This window comes from Xanthobacter albus (assembly GCF_043194895.2).
GTDB lineage: Bacteria > Pseudomonadota > Alphaproteobacteria > Rhizobiales > Xanthobacteraceae > Xanthobacter.
Map to the genome: position 1 here is coordinate 3,055,915 of NZ_CM195532.1, position 17,007 is coordinate 3,072,921.

Genomic DNA, 17,007 nt, shown 5'->3' on the forward strand with positions numbered 1-17,007 from the left:
TCCCTTCCGAGGCCTCCCCGTTGGGGGGGGCAGCCGCCGGCCGGTGGCGTAGCGGCGCTCAGTTCCGCAGCGGCCGGCCGGTTTCCAGAATGTGCTCGATGCGGTCGAGCGTGGCGGTGGTGCGCAGGAGCTTCATGAAGCCCTCGCGTTCCAGCTCCAGCACCCGCGCCGCGCTCACCGGCTCGATGTGGTCGGCGTCGCCGCCGGTGAGCACCTCGGCCAGGGCGGCGGAGACCACCTTGTCGTGCCGGGTGGCGAGGCCGCGCTTGGCGAAGCCCTCCACCGCCATCACCATGGCGGCCTTGCCCGAGGGGCCGGGCAGGGTGAGCTCGATGGGCTTGGGCGGCACGTAGCCTTCCACCAGCGCCAGGGCGCGGGCCTTGGCATCGGCGAGCAGGCGGTCGCGGTTCATGGTGATGCCGTCGCCCTCGCGCAGGAACTTCAGCTCCTTCGCCTCGGCGGCGGACTTGGCGACGGTGGCGGTGGAGACCGTCTCGAACACCTTGGAGGGCGCGGGCATGGGCCCCTTCGGGAAGGTCTTGTCGCTCTGCCAGCGCTCCAGCATGGCGGTGCAGCCGCCCCAGGCCGGCAGCACGCCCACGCCGCACTCCACGAGGCCGATGTAGCTCTCCGCGTGGGCCTGCACCGCATCCGCATGCAGCAGGATCTCGCACCCGCCGCCGAGCGCGAGGCCGGAGGGCGCCGCCACCACGGGGAAGGGGGCGTACTTCATGTCCTGGTAGGCCTTCTGGCCGGTGGCCACCAGCTTCTCCACCTCGCCGAAGGCGCCGATGTTGCAGGCGAACAGGGCAAGGCCCAGGTTCGCGCCCACGGAGAAGTTCGTGCCCTCGTTATAGATCACGAGCGCCTTGTACTTTTCCTTCACAAGCTTCAGCGACTTGGAGAGCAGGCTGATGATGCCCTCGTCCAGGGAGTTGCTCTTGGAGGTGAACTCCAGGCACACCACGCCGTCGCCGATATCCCACAGGGAGGCCGAGCCGTTCTTGAGGAGCGGCTGAGACTTCAGCTTGATGTCGGCCAGCAGCAGGACGCCCTCGGGCCGTGCGATGTCGCGGTAGGCGCCGTCGGTTCCCAGATATTGCCGCGTGCCGTTCTCGGTGCGGTAGAAGGGGGTGTCGGCGGCGAGGGCCAGCAGGGCGGGCACCTCCACCGCGTCGGCCTTCAGCATCTCGATGAGCCGCGCGGCGCCGATCTTGTCGATCAGCTCGAAGGGGCCGTATTTCCAGTTGTAGCCGAGGCGCATGGCGTCATCGATGGCGACGATGTCGTCGGCGGCTTCGGGCACGAGGCGCGCGGCATAGGCCAGCGTGCGGGCCATGACGGCGCGGGCATAGCGGCCGGCGGGGCCGGGGGCGGACATGAGGGCGGCAAGGTCCCTGCCGCCGCCCTCTTCCAGCTCCGGCACGCCGGCCTTCACCTGCGGGCGGTACTCGCCGGTGGAAAGCTCGATGGCCTCCTTCAGCTTCTGCCCGTCCGCGCGGTTGAGGCGGTAGAAGCCGCCCTTGCCCTTGCGCCCGGTGTAGCCGGTCTCGATCATCCGCGAGATCAGCGGCTCGTCGCGCAGGGTCGCGTGGAAGGGATCGGACGCCGGCAGCGCCCGCTTCAGGGAGCCCTGGACGTGGGGCATCAGGTCGAGCCCCACGAGGTCGATGAGGCCGAACACGCCGGTCTTCGGGAAGCCGAAGGGCCGGCCCATCACCTGGTCCGCCTCTTCCACCTTGAGGCCGAGCGCGAAGGCCTCGCCCACCGCGAGCTGGAGCCAATAGGTCCCGAGCCGGTTGGCGATGAAGCCGGGGGTGTCCTTGCAGGTCACCACCGTCTTGCCGAGCTTCACGTCCGCGAAGCGGGAGACGGCGGCCACCGTGTCGGGGTTCGTCTGCGGCCCGGCCACGATCTCCAGCAGGCGCATGTAGCGCGGCGGGTTGAAGAAGTGGGTGATGAGGAAGTCGTGCCGGAAGCTCTCCGGCAGGCCGGAGGTCAGGTCCGCGAGGGGAATGGTGGAGGTGTTGGACGACACCGCGCTGCCGGGCCGGCGGGCGGCCTCGATCTTCGCATAGAGCGCCTGCTTGATGTCGAGCCGCTCGATCACCGCCTCCACGATCCAGTCGCAGGTGGCGAGGTCGGCGAGGTTGTCCTCGATGTTGCCGGTGGTGACGAGCCGGGCGGCCTTCTTGGACATGAAGGCGGCGGGGTCCGCCTTCAGGAGCTTCTCCACCGCCTTGTCGGCGACGGCGTTGCGGTTGGCGGCGCCTTCCGGGACGATGTCCAGGAGCAGCACCTCGATGCCCGCATTGGCCACGTGGGCGGCGATGCCGGCGCCCATGACGCCGGCGCCGATGACGGCGACCTTCTTGATTTCGAACGACATGCGCGCCTCCCTCAGACGCGCTCGAGCACGGTGGCGATGCCCTGCCCGCCGCCGATGCACTGGGTGGCGAGCGCATACCTGCCGCCCTCACGCTTCAGCAGCGCCGCCGCCTTGCCGACGATGCGCGCGCCGGTGGCGCCGAGCGGATGGCCGAGCGCGATGGCGCCGCCGTCGATGTTCAGCGTCTCGTCGGAGATGCCCAGCTCCCGCTGGCAGGCGATGGCCTGGGAGGCGAAGGCCTCGTTCAGCTCCACCACGTTGATGTCGGAGATGGAGATGCCGGCGCGGGTGAGGGCCTTCCTGGTGGCCGCGACCGGGCCGATGCCCATGATCTCCGGCGCGCAGCCCGCGACCGCCACGCTCTTCACGCGCGCCAGGGGCTCCAGGCCGTTCTTCTCGGCGTAGCTCTCCGAGCACACCAGCACGGCGGAGGCGCCGTCGGTGAGGGGGGAGGAGGTGCCGGCGGTGACCGTGCCGTTCTCGTCGAAGGCGGGCTTCAGGCTGGCGAGGGCCTCCAGGGTGGCGTCGCGGCGGATGCAGCCGTCGGTGTCCACGGTCCGGTTGACCTTGCCGTTGACGTGCACGGGGACGATCTCCGCCTTGAAGCGGCCTTCAGCCTCGGCGCGGGTGGCCTTTTCCTGGCTCCGCAGGGCGAAGGCGTCCTGGTCGGCGCGGGTGATCTGCCACTTGCTGGCGACATTCTCGGCGGTTTCGCCCATGCCCATGTAGGCGGCGGGCATCCGCGCGTAGAGCGCCGGGTTGGGCATGGGGTTGAAGCCGGTCATGGGCACGCGGCTCATGCTCTCGATGCCGGCGCAGATGAAGGCCTCTCCGGCGCCAAGCTGGATCTGCCCCGCCGCCATGTGCACGGACTGCATGGACGAGCCGCAGAAGCGGTTCACGGTGGTGCCGGCCACCGACTGCGGCAGGCCCGCGATCATGCCGATGAGGCGGGCGATGTTGAAGCCCTGCTCGGCCTCCGGGAAGGCGCAGCCGACGATGAGGTCCTCGATGTCCTCCACCTTCACCTTGGTGCGCGCCACCAGCTCGGCCACCACCTGGGCGGCGAGATCGTCGGGGCGAAGGCGCGCGAGGTCGCCTTTCTTGGCGAGGGTGAAGGGCGAGCGGGCATAGCCCGCGATCACGACGTTAAGCATGAGCGCTCCTGCCTGTGTGCGTTTCTTCCACCCGCCTGCGGCGACGCCGCGGGGGCATTTTGGTTTCCGCCGGAGGGGGCGGCGTGTTGGGGCGCCGCAGTTTGCCGCGGGCCCGATCGCGTCCGCGTCCAGGGCGTCTTTCGCGCCCCGGCCCGCGGCTTTGCTGGAAAGTGCGCCGAAGGCGGCTCAGCCCGCGGCCTTGACTTCGCCGCTGGCGAGGCCCGCGAGGGTCTGGTCCTGGATCTCCCGGAGCTCGGCGATGGTCTCCTCCAGCGCCAGGCGCTGGTCCTCCAGCATCTCCAGCCGGTTCTCCACCTTCTTCAGAAGCATCCGCATCTGCTCGGACTGGGTGGGATCCATGTCGTAGAGGTCGAGATAGTCCTTGATGTCGCGCAGGGAGAAGCCGAGCCGCTTGCCCCGCAGGATCAGCACCATCCGGGCGCGGTCACGCTTGGTGTAGACGCGCATGGTGCCGGCTCGGCGGGGGGTGATGAGGCCCTTGTCCTCATAGAAGCGGATGGTGCGCGGCGTCACCGCGAGGTCGCGTGCGAGCTCCGTGACGGTGAAGAAGGTGTCGGTGGGGGCGCCACCGCTGCCACGTTTGCCTGTCGATGCCACAAGTTCACCTATACGTCACCTATCCGCACTGACGATACATGCTTTGACCTTCGGCGCAAGACCCTCCCCACCGATTTTCACCGCCGCGGCACGCAACGTCAAAAAACGCGCATGATGCGCCGCAACGAATACGTCAGCCTCAATGTCTCTTTTCTTTCCGCACGCGGATTGTTCTGTGGGAGAGAAGCACACGCTTAAGCTTCCGCGTGCTGTTCATGCAACGCTGCCGAAATATCGTGGGTCTTCCGCATATCATGGCTACGATGGCGGTTGACGCGGCTGTTCGTTTAGGCATTCTGGGTGACGTATAGGGCACCCTAGAAACCAATAGTGCACCGCAGCGTGCCGTGCCCCGAGGAAACGCCACATTCGCAGGCGCCGCCCCGCATCCAGTCCGGGCGCGCCGAGCAAGGGGGAGTCATGTTCAGATCCACCGTCCTGGTCAGACGTGCCGGCTGCGTTGCGCTGCCTGTGTTCGCCACCCTGCTCGCCGCCGAGGCGCAGGCCGGCGGCTTCGGGCTCCGGGAGCAGAGCTCCTATTACCAGGGCACGTCGTTCGCCGGTGCCGCCGCGGGGGGCGAGGGCCTCGCCTCCATGTTCTGGAACCCGGCGGCGATCAGCTTCTCGCCGGGCATGAACATCGAGAGCAACTTCACCTACATCATGCCCCACGCCTCGGTGGACGTGTATGAGGCGCGGGCGCCTCTCACCGGCGCGAACCTCGGCAACGCGGGGGTGGGCGACATCATCGACGACGCCCTGCTGCCGACCACCTTCCTCACCTACGCGTGGGACGACATCGCGGTCGGTTTCGGGCTCACGGTGCCGTTCGGCCTCATCTCCGATGCGCCGTGCAGCTGGTCCGGCCGCTACTACGGCTGCTACAGCCGCATCTTCGACATCAACGCCCAGGCCTCCATCGCCTACAAGGTGAACCCGTGGCTCACCATCGGCGGCGGCGTCAGCGTCAATTACATCGACGCGCGGCTGAGCAACGCGGCCTTCACCGGCATCGTGCCCCCCGCCAACAATCTCTATGCCCAGGTGGACGGCGACGACCTCGGGGTCGGCTTCAACCTCGGCGTTCTGTTCACCCCCTGGGCGGGGACCAGCATCGGTATCGGCTACAAGTCCTCCATGGATCATGATCTGGAGGGCACACTCAGCATGTTCATGCTGCAGACCAAGATCGCCCAATATGCGGCCAATGCCGGCCTTACCCTGCCGGGGCAGGTGACCGCCTCCCTGCGCTCCCAGGTGGCGCCGCAGTGGACGGTGCTCGGCACCGTGGAATGGACCGACTGGTCGTCGGTGGACCAGCTCGTGGTGCGCACCCCGGCCGGCGTGGCGAGCGTCCTCGACCTGCAGTGGAAGAGCGGCTGGTTCTTCTCGGGCGGCGTCGAATATCAGTGGGACCCGAAGCTCGCCCTGCGCGCCGGCCTCGCCTACGAGCTCACCCCCGTGCCCGACGAGACCCGTTCTCCCCGCCTGCCGGACACCAACCGCCTGTGGCTCTCGGCCGGCTTCACCTATGCGGTGACGCAGCAGCTCTCCATGGACTTCGCCTACAGCCACATCTTCGGCGAGAACAGCCCCATCGACCAGTACCCCTACAAGACCGGCAACGCCCTGCGCGGCGTGCTGGTGGGGGAGGTGAACGACGGCTACGTGGACATCGTCTCCGTGGGCCTGCGCTACAAGTTCGGCGCGCCGGCCCAGCAGACCAGCCTCATTACCAAGTAGCCGCGGCAGGGCGCGGTCAGCCGGGACGGCGGTGGGGGCGCCGCCGTCCCGGCGCAATCGGGGCCGATCCTGGCCCGAAAGCAAAAGGCGCACCTCATGCGGCGCGCCCCCGAAGGCATCAAGAACAGACGGCGGGCCATGCGTCCGAAACGCCGGCGAACGGCGGCGGCGCGCCTGCCACGCGGGAGAACGCCCATGCTCGAACGGACCGAGAGCACGCCCATCGTGCCGGTTCCCGTGCCGGACCTGCTCGACGCCAGCGTCGCGGAGCACGGCCCCAAGCCGGCCCTCAACTTCTTCGGCCGGCAGTGGACCTACGACGAACTCGGCATGCTCGTGGACAAGGTGGCGGCGGGCCTGCAGGCCGAAGGAGTCGGCCCCGGCAGCAAGGTGGGCCTGTGCCTGCCCAACACGCCCTATTCCGTCATCTTCTTCTTCGCCATCATGAAGGCGGGCGGCACCGTGGTGAACTTCAGCCCGCTCTATGTGGAGCGCGAGCTGCGGCACCAGATCCGGGATTCGGGCACGACCATCATGGTGGTGCCGGACGTGAAGCTCATCCATGCGCGAGTGGCGGCGGTGGCCCAGGAGGCGGGGCTGCGGCGCATCATCGTCTGCCCCATGGCGGGGGTGCTGCCCTGGCTCAAGGGCATGCTGTTCACCCTCTTCAAGCGCAAGGAGCAGGCCGAGTTCCAGCCGGGAGACGGCCTGCACCTGCCGTATGCGGCGCTGCTGCGCCACGGCGCGCGCGCGCGGCCCGTGATCGTCGACCCGGTCACCGATATCGCCGTGCTGCAATATACGGGCGGCACCACCGGCGTGCCCAAGGGCGCCATGCTCACCCACGCCAACGTCTCGGCCAATGCGCAGCAGGTGATGATCCACGCCGAATGCCGGCGTATCGGCGTGAAGCGGGTGGTGGGCGTGCTGCCCCTGTTCCACGTGTTCGCCATGCAGACGGTGATGGTGATTCCCATCTGCCTCGGCGCCGAAATCCTGCTGGTGCCGCGCTTCACCCTTTCGGACGTGCTGGACCTCATCGAGCAAGAGAAGCCCACCATGTTTCCCGGCGTGCCCACCATCTTCGCCGCCATCAACGGCGCGCCGGGTATCGAGGGGCGGGACCTCTCCTCGCTCACCCTGTGCATCTCCGGCGGCGCGCCGCTGCCGGGCGAGGTGCGCGCGCGATTCGAGGCGCTCACCGGCTGCAAGCTCGTGGAGGGCTACGGCCTCAGCGAGACCTCGCCCGTGGTCACCGCCAATCCGCCCCTGGGGCTGGTGAAGGACGGCTCGGTGGGCACCGCCGTGCCGGGCACCGTCATCGAGATCCACGACCTCGCCAATCCCGCGCGGCTGTGCGGGGTGGGGGAGAAGGGCGAGGTCTATGTGCGCGGGCCGCAGGTGATGCGCGGCTATTACAACCGCCCGCTCGAGACCATCGACAGCTTCCAGGACGGCGCCCTGCGCACCGGGGACGTGGGCTATCTCGATGTCGACGGCTACCTGTTCCTGGTGGATCGCATCAAGGACGTGATTCTGTGCGGGGGCTACAATGTCTATCCGCGCGTGATCGAGGAGGCGTTGTACCTGCACCCCGCGGTTTCGGAGGCGGTGGCCATCGCGATTCCCGACGCCTATCGCGGGCAGGCTCCGAAGGCGTTCGTCACCCTGCGCCACGGCGCCAGCGCCACCCCCGAAGAGCTGCTCTCCTTCCTCTCGGCGCAGATCTCCAAGATCGAGATGCCGCGGGAGATCGAGATCCGCGACAGCCTGCCCAAGAGCATGGTGGGCAAGCTCTCCAAGAAGGAGCTGATCGAGGAAGAGCGGGCGCGCACCAGCGCCTGAGCCTGCGCCCGCTTGCAAGGGCGGCGCGTTCTCTTTAGGCGGAAAACGGCCGTCCGCGCCCCAGGCGCCGGGCGGCCGCCTTGCATCCCGCCCCCGAGGCCAACCCCAGATCCCCCCATGAGCGACCTGTTCGGCCTCGTCTTCCCGTTCTTCGGCCTGATCTTTCTGGGCTATTTCTGCGGGCGGCTGGTGCGGCTGCCAGAGGCGGGGCTCGCCTGGCTCACCTTCTTCATCATCTATGTGGCGCTGCCGGCGCTGTTCTACCGCATCGTGGCGCAGACCCCGTTCGAGGAGCTGGCGAACCCGGCCTTCATCCTCGCGGTGGTGTGCTCCACCGCCACCACGGCTGCGGTCGCGCTGGGCATCGGCCTGTGGTTCCGGCGGGGGAACGTGGGGGAGGCGGCCATCGCCACCACGGTCGGCGCCTATGCCAACGTGGGCTACATGGGGCCGGGCCTGAGCATCGCGGCGCTGGGGCAGGGGGCGGCGACGCCCGCCGCCCTCATCTTCGCCTGCGACAGCGTGCTGTTCTTCACGCTGGTGCCGCTGCTCATGGCCACGCGCGGGCGCGGCGAGAGCCTCGCCGCCACCTTCGGGCTCATCGCCAAGCGGGTCTTCACCCACCCCTTCAACATCGCCACCCTGCTCGGCGTGCTCGCCGCCGCCGTGCATTTCCGGGAGCCGGATGCGGTCTCCCGCCTGCTGGACGGGCTGAAGAACGCCGCGGCCCCCTGCGCCCTGTTCACGCTCGGGGTGACGGTGGCGCTGCGCCCGCTGCGGCGCATTCCGCTGGAGCTGGCGCCGCTGCTGGGGCTGAAGCTGGTCGCACACCCCGCCATCGCGCTGCTCGCGCTGTCGCTCGTCGGCGCGCTCGCCCAGGGCTGGGGGGTGTCCTGGTCGCCGGTGTGGGCGCAGACGCTGCTGGTGATGGCGGCGCTGCCGCCGGCGCTCAACTGCTTCGTGCTCGCGCGGCAGTACCACACCTACGTGGAGGAGGCCTCCACGGCGGTGCTCATCGGCACGGTCTGCTCCGTCTTCAGCGTCACGGCCATGCTCTATGTGCTGCGGGCGGGGCTGGTGCCGCTCGATCTGCTGCGCTGAACCCTCACGCCGCTCGCTCGCCCACCCCCAGGCGCATCAGCCGGCGGCGCAGCGGGCCTACCCGGTCGAGCAAATAGAGGCCGAAGCCGCGCACGCCCTGGATCGGCACGAAATCCGACAGCAGCGAGCGGTTGAGCACGTCCACGGCGCGCATGCGGCCGTCGATGTCCGGCCGCCGCGCGCGGGCGTAGCGCTCCAGCAGCTCGGGGCCGCCCACGTCCTCCCCGCGCGCGGCGGCCTCCGCGACCAGGGTCGCCAGCTCCGCCACGTCGCGCAGGCCCAGGTTGAGCCCCTGCGCGCCGATGGGAGGCATGATGTGCGCCGCCTCGGCGATGAGGGCGATGCGGGGCGCGCTCAGCCGTTCCGCGGTTTCGGCCGAGAGCGGGAAGGCGCCGCGGCCGGGCTCCACCTCGAATCGGCCGAGAATCGATGAGGCCCGCGCCTCGAGCTCGCGCGAGAGCGCCGCGTCGGAAAGGCCGATGAGGCGCAGGGCCTCCCGCTCGCCCACCACGCACACGATGCTGGAGCGATCGCCCGGCAGGGGGACGAGGGTGAAGGGCCCGCTTTCCGTGTGGAACTCGGTGGAGATGTCCTCGTGCGGGCGGGTGTGGCGCACGATGGCCGTGAAGGCCACCTGCGGGTAGGCCCGCGTGCGCATGCCGATGCCGGCCGAGGCCCGCACCAGCGAGCCCCGCCCGTCCGCCCCCACCACGAGCCGGGCGCGGAGCGCGGAGCCGTCCGCCAGCTCCAGCCGGGCGGCGTCCTCCTCCACCTTCAGGCCGGTGAGGCTGGTGCGGGCGATGTGCAGGCGCGGCTGCGCCAGCGCCGCCTCCTGCAAGGTGAGACGCAGCGGGTCGTTCTCGATGTTGTAGCCGAAGGCGTCCAGGCCGATCTCGGCCGAGCGGAAGGTGACCTCCGGCGCGCGGAACAGGCGGCGGGTGGCGTCGGCGATGCGCATGTCGCGCAGGGGCGCCGCCTTGGGCGCGAGCGCCGCCCACAGGCCGAAATCCTCCAGGATGCGCACGGAGCCGTCGAGCAGGGCGGTGGTGCGGTGATCCACCCCGCGCTCCGGCCCGGTGATAAGGGCCGTGGACACTCCACGCGCGGCAAGGCTGAGCGCCATCACGAGCCCCGCCGGGCCGGCGCCCACCACCGCGACGTCGTGCAGGGCGGCGCCGTGCGTGTTCTGCGATGCAGTGATCGCTGCCGGGGTCGCTTCCATGAGATCCTCCACCGTGGCGGGCCCATCCGTCCGCGCCGGCGGGAAACTAGCCCAGCCGGCGCGCGCCGGGAGCGCGGTCTGTTGCCCCATCATAGCAGGCGCGCGCCGTTCCGCCTTGAAGCGCCGCCGCCCGTGGGCGACAAGCGCGAAACGCGTATCCTGGCACCGGCCTGCCACCTTGGGGGAGACGAATGCTCGCGCTGATCACCTCGCCGGAGGCGTGGGCCGCCTTCGTGACGCTCACGGTCATGGAGATCGTGCTGGGGATCGACAACGTCGTCTTCATTTCCCTGGTGGTGGAAAAGCTGCCACCGCGGCAGGCGCTGCGGGCGCGGCAGATCGGCCTTTCGGTCGCCCTCGTGCTGCGCATCGGGCTGCTGCTCACCCTGTCCTGGCTGATCGGGCTGCAGCAGTCCCTGTTCACCGCCTACGGAATCGACATCTCCTGGCGCGACCTCATCCTCATCGGCGGCGGCGGCTTCCTGGTGGCCAAAGCGACGATGGAGATGCATGCCGCGATGGAGGGGGAGGACGATCCGGCGGAAGAAGACGCCTCCGCCGTGGCGGGCCGCGCCTTCGGGCTCGTCATCGCCCAGGTGGCGATGCTCGATCTCATTTTTTCCATCGATTCGATTCTCACCGCCATCGGCATGGCCGAGCATGTCGAGGTGATGGTGGCTGCGGTGATCGTGGCCGTGGGCATCATGTTCTGGGCCTCAGGGGCGCTCAGCCGCTTCATTTCCAGCCACCCCACGGCGAAGATGCTCGCCCTCGCCTTCCTGCTGATGGTGGGCGTGATGCTGGTTGCCGACGGGTTCGAGGTGCACATCCCGCGCGGGTATGTCTATGCCGCCATGGCCTTCTCGGTGCTGGTGGAGATGCTCAACATGACGGCCGCGCGCCGTCGCCGCCGGCGGCAGGGCGGCGCTGCGTAGGGTGGGGGTGAGTGTCGGCCCTTGCGGGCCGCGTCCCTACCCCTATGATCCGGCCTGAGCGGTCCACTGCGGGGAAGGGGAGGCGTTATGGTCCACGGGGTTCGGGTGCATCGCACGGGCGGGCCGGAGGTGCTCACCTACGAGGAGATCACCGTGCCGCCGCCTGGGCCGGGCGAGGTGCAGATTCGCCAGACCGCCATCGGCCTCAACTTCATCGACGTGTATTTCCGTACCGGCCTCTACAAGGCCGCGGCGCTGCCTTTCATTCCCGGCAACGAGGGCGCGGGCGTCGTCGCCGCCGTCGGGCCGGACGTGAACGACTTCCACGAGGGCGACCGGGTGGCCTATGCCATGGCCATCGGCGCCTATGCGGAGGTGCGCAACATCCCGGCCGCGCTGGTGGTCCACCTGCCGGCTTCCATCGACGACCGCACCGCTGCGGCCATGATGCTGAAGGGCATGACCGCCCAGTATCTCGCGCGCCGCACCCATCAGGTGAAGCCGGGCGACGTGATCCTGGTGCAGGCGGCCGCCGGCGGCGTGGGGCTCATCCTCTGCCAGTGGGCGAAGCATCTCGGCGCCACAGTCATCGGCACCGTGGGCTCCAAGGAGAAGGCGGAGCTGGCGCGCACCCATGGCTGCGACCACGTCATCCTCTACCGGGACGAGGATTTCGTACACAAGGTGAAGGAGATCACCGGCGGGCGGATGTGCGACGTGGTCTATGACGGCGTGGGGCAGGCGACCTACCCCGCCTCGCTCGACTGCCTGAGGCCGCTGGGCCTGTGGGTGAGCTTCGGCAACGCTTCCGGCGCCATCAAGAATTTCGACCTTCTGCTGCTGTCGCAGAAGGGCTCGCTGTTCGCCACGCGGCCCACCCTCGCCACCTTCGTGTCGAAGCGGGCGGACCTGCTCGCCACCGTGAACGACCTGTTCGAGGTGGTGCTGGACGGCGCGGTGAAGATCCCCATCCACCAGACCTATGCCCTGAGGGATGTGCAGAAGGCCCACAAGGACCTCGAATCGCGCAAGACCACGGGCTCGACCCTGCTGCTGCCCTGAGCGGCCCCCTCGGGTGCCCGCGCGCTTCGCCGCGCGGGCTCGGTTTTCCTGAAGAGAAGCAGAACCAGCACCTTGCGTCCGCCCCGCTTCCAGCCGATATCTAGCTCATACAAGAGGATGGGGTGGCCCGCATCGCGCGGAAACCCACCCTGCCCGTGCTGCGACGGATCGTTCCGGCCATGATGCGCCAATACGAACTCGTCGAGCGCGTTCGACGGTATAATCCCAACACCGACGAGGCGCTGCTCGACCGCGCCTACGTGTACGCCATGCGCGCGCACGGCAATCAGGTGCGCGCCTCCGGCGACCCCTACTTCTCCCATCCGCTTGAAGTCGCGGCCATCCTCACGGATCTGAAGCTGGACGACGCCACCATCGTGGCGGCCCTGCTCCACGACACCATCGAGGACACGGACGCCACCAAGGCCGAGATCGAGCGCCTGTTCGGCGCGCAGATCGCGACGCTGGTGGAGGGCCTCACCAAGATCAAGAAGCTGGACCTCGTTTCCAAGCAGGCCAAGCAGGCGGAAAACCTGCGCAAGCTGCTGCTCGCCATCGCCGACGATGTGCGGGTGCTCCTGGTGAAGCTCGCCGACCGGCTGCACAACATGCGCACCCTGAAATGGGTGCCGCCGGAGAAGCGCGACCGCGTCGCCCAGGAGACGCTGGACATCTACGCGCCGCTCGCGGCCCGCATGGGCATGCAGGACATGCGCGAGGAACTGGAGGACCTGTCCTTCCGCCAGCTCTCCCCCGAGGCCTACGAGAGTATCACCACCCGCGTTTCCGAGCTGCGGCAGCACAACGGGCCGCTGGTGCAGGAGATCGAGCGCGACCTGCGCGAGGCGCTGGTGCAGCGCGGCATCGAGGCCGAGGTGAAGGGCCGGGAGAAGCGGCCCTATTCCATCTGGGGCAAGATGGAGCGCAAGGCCATCGGCTTCGAGCAGCTCTCGGACCTCTACGGCTTCCGTGTCGTGGTGGCGAGCGTGGAGGACTGCTATCGCGCGCTGGGCGTGGTCCACACCAAGTGGGCCATCGTTCCCGGCCGCTTCAAGGATTACATCTCCACCCCCAAGCCCAACGACTACCGTTCCGTGCACACCACGGTGGTGGGGCCGCGCCGCCAGCGCGTGGAGCTGCAGATCCGCACCCGCGACATGGACGAGATCGCCGAATACGGCATCGCCGCCCATGCCCTCTACAAGGACCCCTCGGGCGCGCCCGGCGTCATGCTTTCCGGCGAGACGCGGGCCTATGCCTGGCTGCGGAAGACCATCGAGAACCTCTCCCAGGGCCTCTCGCCGGAGGAGTTCCTGGAGCACACCAAGCTGGAGCTGTTCCACGACCAGGTGTTCTGCTTCACGCCCAAGGGCCGCCTGATCGCGCTGCCGCGCAAGGCCACGCCCATCGACTTCGCCTATGCCGTGCACACCGATGTCGGCAACACGGCGGTGGGCTGCAAGATCAACGGCTCGGTGGCGCCGCTGGTGTCGGAGCTGAAGAACGGCGACGAGGTGGAGATCATCACCTCCAAGGCGCAGAGCCCGCCCGGCGCATGGGAGACCATCGCCGTCACCGGCAAGGCCCGTGCAGCGGTGCGCCGCGCCACGCGCGCGGCCGTGCGGGCACAGTATTCCGGCCTCGGACGCAAGATCGCGGAGCGGGCCTTCGCCAAGGCGGGCAAGTCCTTTTCGGAGGAGGTGATCGGCCGGGCGGTGCCCCGCCTCGCCCGCGCGGTGGCGGAGGACGTGTTCGCGGCCGTGGGCCGGGGCGAGATCAAGACCGAGGATCTCATCCGCGCCGCCTATCCCGAATGGGTGCCGCCGCGCCCCGAGGACCGCGCCAACGGCGGTGCCTCCACGGCGGAGGGCTGGTTCGAGCTGAAGCGCGGGCACAACCTGAAGTTCAAGATCCCGGAGGGCGCATCGCTGGAGCGGCTCGACGCCATCCCCATCCGCGGCATCAACGGCGAGCTGCCGGTGCGCTTCGCCCCCAACGGCGGCGCCGTGCCGGGCGACCGGATCGTCGGCATCCTGACGCCGGGGGAAGGGATCACCATCTATCCCATCCAGTCGCAGTCCCTGCAGAGCTTCGAGGATGCGCCGGAACGCTGGCTCGACGTGCGCTGGGACGTGGACGAGCTTTCCGAGGGGCGTTTCCCCGCGCGCATCGTCGTGACCGCGCGCAACGAGCCAGGCTCGCTCGCCCAGGTGGCGGGCGCGGTCGGCGACCGGGGCGGCAACATCGAGGGCCTGACCATGCGCTCGCGCTCGGCCGACTTCACCGAGATGGTGGTCGACATCGAGGTGTTCGACCTGCGTCACCTCAACGGCATCATCTCTGACCTCAAGGCCCGCGACGTGGTATCGAGCGTCGAGCGCGTGAACGACTGACGCCGCGCGCCGTCTCAAGGAGCAGCAGCGATGGAACGCGCAATGCCGGTGCGGCTGGGTGTGAACGTGGACCACGTGGCGACCCTGCGCAACGCGCGGGGCGGGGCCCTGCCCGATCCCGTGCGCGCGGCTCAGCTCGCCAAGGCGGCGGGGGCGGACGGCATCACCGCCCATCTGAGGGAGGACCGCCGCCACATCCGCGACGCGGACATGGAGCGGCTGAAGGCGGAAGTGGACCTGCCGCTCAATTTCGAGATGGCGTGCACCGCCGAGATGGTGGCGATCGCCCGCCGCATCGGCCCCAACGCCTGCTGCCTCGTGCCGGAGAAGCGCGAGGAGCGCACCACCGAGGGCGGGCTCGATGCCGCCGGCCAGGAACATGAGCTGCGCCCGCGCATCGCGTTGCTGAAGGAGGCGGGCATCCGGGTGTCGCTGTTCATCGCCGCCGAGCCGGCGCAGATCGCCGCGGCGCGCGCCCTGGAGGCGGACATCGTTGAGCTGCACACCGGCGCGTGGTGCGATGCCATCGCCGAGGGCCGCTTCTCCGAGGCGGAGGCCGAGCTGGCGCGGCTCAAGGCCGGCGCCAAGGCTGCCGAGTCGCTGGGGCTGGAGGTTCACGGCGGCCACGGCCTCGACTATGCCACCGCCGAGCGCCTCGCCGCCTGCCCCGAGATCGCGGAGCTGAACATCGGCCACTTCCTGGTGGGGGAGGCGGTGTTCGTGGGCCTCGGCGAGGCCCTCCGCACCATGCGGGAGGCCATCGCCCGTGGCCGGCGGCAGGCGAGCGCCGGGGCTGCGGCATGATGATCCTCGGCATCGGCTCCGATTTCACGGATGCCCGCCGCATCGCCAAGTCCATCGAGCGCTATGGCGAGCGCTTCCTGGAGCGCGTCTTCACGCCCCTGGAGCGCGCGAAGGCCGATGCCCGCAAGCTGCGGGCCGAGACCTACGCCAAGCGCTTCGCCGCCAAGGAGGCCTGCTCCAAGGCCCTCGGCACCGGCCTGAGCCAGGGGGTGTTCTGGCGCGACATGGGGGTGGTGAACCTGCCTTCCGGCCAGCCCACCCTGGAGCTGACGGGGGGCGCCGCCGCGCGCCTTTCCGCCATGGTGCCGGATGGCTTCGAGTCGCGCATCCACCTCACCCTCACCGACGAGGGGCCGCTCTGCGCCGCCTACGTCATCATCTCCGCCGTGCCGCGCGGCTGAGCCGCCGGGACCGGGCGCAGGGATCTCATGATGGACCACATCCTGGGCGGGCTCCTCCATTGGACCACCCGCGGCATCGAGGTGGCGGGCACGTTCGTCATCGTGCTGGGCATTCTCGTCGCCCTCTGGCGGTTCGTGCGCGACCTCCTGGCCGGGCGCGCGGCGCAGGAGGCGTTCCGCGCCTGCCGCTCCGCTCTCGGCATGGCGATCCTCCTGGGGCTGGAGCTGCTGGTGGCGGCGGACATCATCTCCACCGTCGCCATAGAGCCGACGCTGCAGAGCCTCGCGGTGCTCGCGGGCATCGTGCTCATCCGCACCTTCCTGTCGTTCTCGCTGGAGGTGGAGATCGAGGGGCGCTGGCCCTGGCAGGCGCCGCGGCGCGACCGCGAGGGCACAAAGGCGTGAAGGGCGCGGCACCGCCAAATCGCGCGGTGACGCTGGGGTGTGCGTTGCCGCGGGGGCGGGAAGCCTCTATAGGGGGCGCACTCCCGTGGCCGGAGCAGTGTCCGGCTGCGCCGTCCTCAGTTTCGGCGTAGTTTGCTGCACGCTGCGTTCCGTTCTCATTTTCTCGGACCCCCGATGACCGCGACCAGCGATTCGAAGAAGGACGGCGGATTCCTCGAAACCGTCCAGGTGATCGTCCAGGCGCTGCTGATCGCGCTGCTGATCCGCACCTTCCTGTTCCAGCCCTTCAACATTCCTTCGGGGTCCATGAAGGACACGCTGCTGATCGGCGACTATCTGTTCGTGTCCAAGTACAGCTACGGCTATTCGCGCTTCTCCATCCCGTTCTCGCCCAACCTGTTCTCCGGCCGCATCTTCGGCCAGGAGCCCACGCGCGGCGATGTGGTGGTGTTCAAGCTCCCGCGCGACAACGAGACCGATTACATCAAGCGTGTCATCGGCCTGCCGGGCGACAAGATCCAGATGATCGACGGCTGGCTGCACATCAACGGCGTGCCCGTGAAGCGCGAGCGCCTGTCCGACGTGACCGAGGACGATGGCACCGGCCGCGCCGTGCCCGTGAAGCGCTGGCGCGAAACCCTGCCCAACGGCGTCTCCTACGAGACCCTCGATCTCGTGGACAACGGCTTCTACGACAATACCCCCGTCTATGAAGTGCCGCTCGGCCACTATTTCATGATGGGTGACAATCGCGACAATTCGGCGGACAGTCGCGTCCTGAGCCAGGTGGGCTACGTGCCGTTCGAGAACCTCATCGGCAAGGCGCAGATGATCTTCTTCTCCATCGACGAGGGCGCGTCGGCCTGGCAGGTGTGGACATGGCCCTGGACGGTGCGATGGGACCGCGTGTTCAAAACGGTGAACTGACCAGC

14 protein-coding genes are annotated in these 17,007 nt (G+C 69.1%); 10 read left to right on the top strand and 4 right to left on the bottom strand.

Features of this window, described 5'->3' with window-relative positions; all coding sequences use genetic code 11:
• Positions 1-58: 58 nt before the first annotated feature.
• The 3 genes from V5F75_RS13635 to V5F75_RS13645 all read right to left on the bottom strand — a co-directional run bounded on the left by V5F75_RS13635 (position 59) and on the right by V5F75_RS13645 (position 4,164).
• A complete protein-coding gene (locus tag V5F75_RS13635) occupies positions 59-2,389 on the bottom strand; it encodes a 3-hydroxyacyl-CoA dehydrogenase/enoyl-CoA hydratase family protein (protein ID WP_394034461.1) in 2,331 nt (776 codons plus the stop codon).
• Between the two features lie 11 nt (positions 2,390-2,400).
• Positions 2,401-3,546 (bottom strand): thiolase family protein, encoded by a 1,146-nt coding sequence (locus V5F75_RS13640; protein ID WP_394034460.1) that lies wholly within the window; start codon positions 3,544-3,546, stop codon positions 2,401-2,403.
• A gap of 186 nt (positions 3,547-3,732) precedes the next feature.
• Positions 3,733-4,164 carry a MerR family transcriptional regulator gene (locus tag V5F75_RS13645; RefSeq protein ID WP_394034459.1) on the bottom strand — a complete coding sequence of 144 codons (432 nt, stop codon included), beginning with the start codon at positions 4,162-4,164 and terminating at the stop codon, positions 3,733-3,735.
• Between the two features lie 420 nt (positions 4,165-4,584).
• Between V5F75_RS13645 and V5F75_RS13650 the strand changes: the two genes are divergently transcribed.
• From V5F75_RS13650 to V5F75_RS13660, 3 genes are all read left to right on the top strand, one after another.
• Positions 4,585-5,907 (top strand): OmpP1/FadL family transporter, encoded by a 1,323-nt coding sequence (locus V5F75_RS13650; RefSeq protein WP_394034458.1) that lies wholly within the window; start codon positions 4,585-4,587, stop codon positions 5,905-5,907.
• Between the two features lie 195 nt (positions 5,908-6,102).
• A complete protein-coding gene (locus V5F75_RS13655) occupies positions 6,103-7,752 on the top strand; it encodes a long-chain-fatty-acid--CoA ligase (RefSeq protein ID WP_394034456.1) in 1,650 nt (549 codons plus the stop codon).
• Positions 7,753-7,869: 117 nt separating this feature from the next.
• The gene (locus tag V5F75_RS13660; protein ID WP_394034455.1) at positions 7,870-8,853 is read left to right on the top strand and encodes an AEC family transporter; all 984 of its coding nucleotides are present in this window, start codon (positions 7,870-7,872) and stop codon (positions 8,851-8,853) included.
• 4 nt (positions 8,854-8,857) lie between these two features.
• Here the strand turns inward: V5F75_RS13660 and V5F75_RS13665 are convergent, their stop codons facing one another.
• Positions 8,858-10,075 carry a UbiH/UbiF family hydroxylase gene (locus V5F75_RS13665; RefSeq protein WP_394034454.1) on the bottom strand — a complete coding sequence of 406 codons (1,218 nt, stop codon included), beginning with the start codon at positions 10,073-10,075 and terminating at the stop codon, positions 8,858-8,860.
• A 191-nt stretch (positions 10,076-10,266) separates the two neighbouring features.
• On the opposite strand from V5F75_RS13665, the gene V5F75_RS13670 reads away from it, so the two are divergent.
• From V5F75_RS13670 to lepB, 7 genes are all read left to right on the top strand, one after another.
• Entirely contained in the window at positions 10,267-11,010 is a 744-nt protein-coding gene (locus V5F75_RS13670; RefSeq protein ID WP_394034453.1) for a TerC family protein, read from the top strand.
• An 87-nt stretch (positions 11,011-11,097) separates the two neighbouring features.
• Positions 11,098-12,072: a quinone oxidoreductase family protein gene (locus V5F75_RS13675; RefSeq protein ID WP_394034452.1), complete on the top strand. Its 975-nt coding sequence runs from the start codon at positions 11,098-11,100 to the stop codon at positions 12,070-12,072.
• 179 nt (positions 12,073-12,251) lie between these two features.
• On the top strand, positions 12,252-14,465 hold the full coding sequence (locus V5F75_RS13680) for a RelA/SpoT family protein (RefSeq protein ID WP_394034451.1): 2,214 nt from the start codon (positions 12,252-12,254) through the stop codon (positions 14,463-14,465).
• A 30-nt stretch (positions 14,466-14,495) separates the two neighbouring features.
• Positions 14,496-15,269, top strand: a complete 774-nt coding sequence (locus tag V5F75_RS13685) for a pyridoxine 5'-phosphate synthase (RefSeq protein WP_394034450.1) — start codon at positions 14,496-14,498, stop codon at positions 15,267-15,269.
• The gene (acpS, locus tag V5F75_RS13690) at positions 15,269-15,670 is read left to right on the top strand and encodes a holo-ACP synthase (RefSeq protein WP_394034702.1); all 402 of its coding nucleotides are present in this window, start codon (positions 15,269-15,271) and stop codon (positions 15,668-15,670) included. Before V5F75_RS13685 ends, acpS begins: the two co-directional genes overlap by 1 nt.
• 27 nt (positions 15,671-15,697) lie before the next feature.
• On the top strand, positions 15,698-16,075 hold the full coding sequence (locus V5F75_RS13695; protein ID WP_394034449.1) for a DUF1622 domain-containing protein: 378 nt from the start codon (positions 15,698-15,700) through the stop codon (positions 16,073-16,075).
• A 174-nt stretch (positions 16,076-16,249) separates the two neighbouring features.
• Positions 16,250-17,002: a signal peptidase I gene (lepB, locus tag V5F75_RS13700; protein ID WP_393988275.1), complete on the top strand. Its 753-nt coding sequence runs from the start codon at positions 16,250-16,252 to the stop codon at positions 17,000-17,002.
• Positions 17,003-17,007 lie beyond the last annotated feature (5 nt).